This is a genomic window from Campylobacter sp. S4:11, from assembly GCF_024723695.1.
GTDB lineage: Bacteria > Campylobacterota > Campylobacteria > Campylobacterales > Campylobacteraceae > Campylobacter_D > Campylobacter_D jejuni_C.
Genome location: NZ_JANQDC010000058.1, coordinates 1 through 1,232, shown reverse-complemented (window position 1 = coordinate 1,232; position 1,232 = coordinate 1). Strand labels below are relative to the sequence as shown.

The following is a 1,232-nucleotide window of genomic DNA, read 5'->3' as shown; positions in this document are numbered from 1 at the left end:
CTTACCCTCAACTTGCCGGAAAAATTGCTTATATTTATTATAGGTTTGATTTAGCGAATGAAAAATTTATAAAAAGCGTAAAAGATGGAGATGAATACATAAAAAAAAGAGAGAAATTTTATACAACTGCCTCAGAAATTTATAATCAAACTCCCATTTATAAGCTTACCTTTGAAAAAAAAATTCAAAATGAAAACATTCATATAGAAATTATAGAAGATTTTTTAAAAAACTTTGCCAAAAGATTAAATATAAATGAAAAAGATTTACCTATAATTACAAATAATCCTAATAACGGGGATTCTGGAACTTATGATTTTACAAATAATATTTTGAGTTTAAACCCAAAAACGTATTTTATTGATTTCATCGATACCATCATACATGAATTTAGACATTTTTATGTTAGTCATATAAATATCAACTCCAACAATAGCTTAGAAAGGTTACTTTTTTTAAACACAGTAAATTTGTATATACAATGGAATTATCATGATATTTTTAATGCTTACAATAAAAAATGTTTGCTTTTTGATAGTGTAGAATATGGAACACAAAAATGTTTTATAAATAAAACCTACTATGAAAGTAGAAAAAAGATTGTAGCTATAAAAGATAAAAAAAAGAATTTAACAGATTCTCCTTTATATTTTATACAACCAAGTGAAAGGGATGCTAGGATTGTTGCTGGAAAATTTAGGGAAAAAACAAGGATAATATAATGAATAATAACATAGGACCATTACCAAATAAAAAAAAATATGAACAATTTTTACAAACCAGAAAAGAACCAAATGCATTTTATTTAGGTGTAAATACTAATATAAAATGTTTTAATAATATATGTCCTAGTGAAAAAAATTATTGGTCAATTGGATACTTAATAGATAGTGAACTTGATAAATTTTATAATCCCAAATTTGGCATTTATTTAGGTAAAATCATTTTTAACAAAAAAGGCAACAAACTCATTCCAAAATATATACCTACAAGTATTGAAAATTTAGAAGAAGAGGTTAAAAAAATCAAAAATCCTCTATGGATAGCTGAAAAAAATGATAATTATGTTAAACCTGAAATTATACCTACAACAGAAGGACAAAGCTACCATATAACAAGCCCAAACAATCTAGAATATCAATGTAAAATAGAAAAAAATACAACTATACTAAATCAAGAACAAATCTTATCTTATGTAAATGAAATTCATAATAAAAATGTAAGAATAATTC

Annotated in this window: 2 pseudogenes; both read left to right on the top strand. The window is 23.9% G+C overall.

Annotated elements, in window-relative coordinates:
* A pseudogene (locus CAMP5053_RS08120) lies at window positions 1-722 on the top strand (hypothetical protein); the annotation flags it as partial.
* Window positions 722-1,232, top strand: a pseudogene (locus CAMP5053_RS08115) (hypothetical protein); the annotation flags it as partial. The pseudogenes CAMP5053_RS08120 and CAMP5053_RS08115, both read left to right, overlap by 1 nt.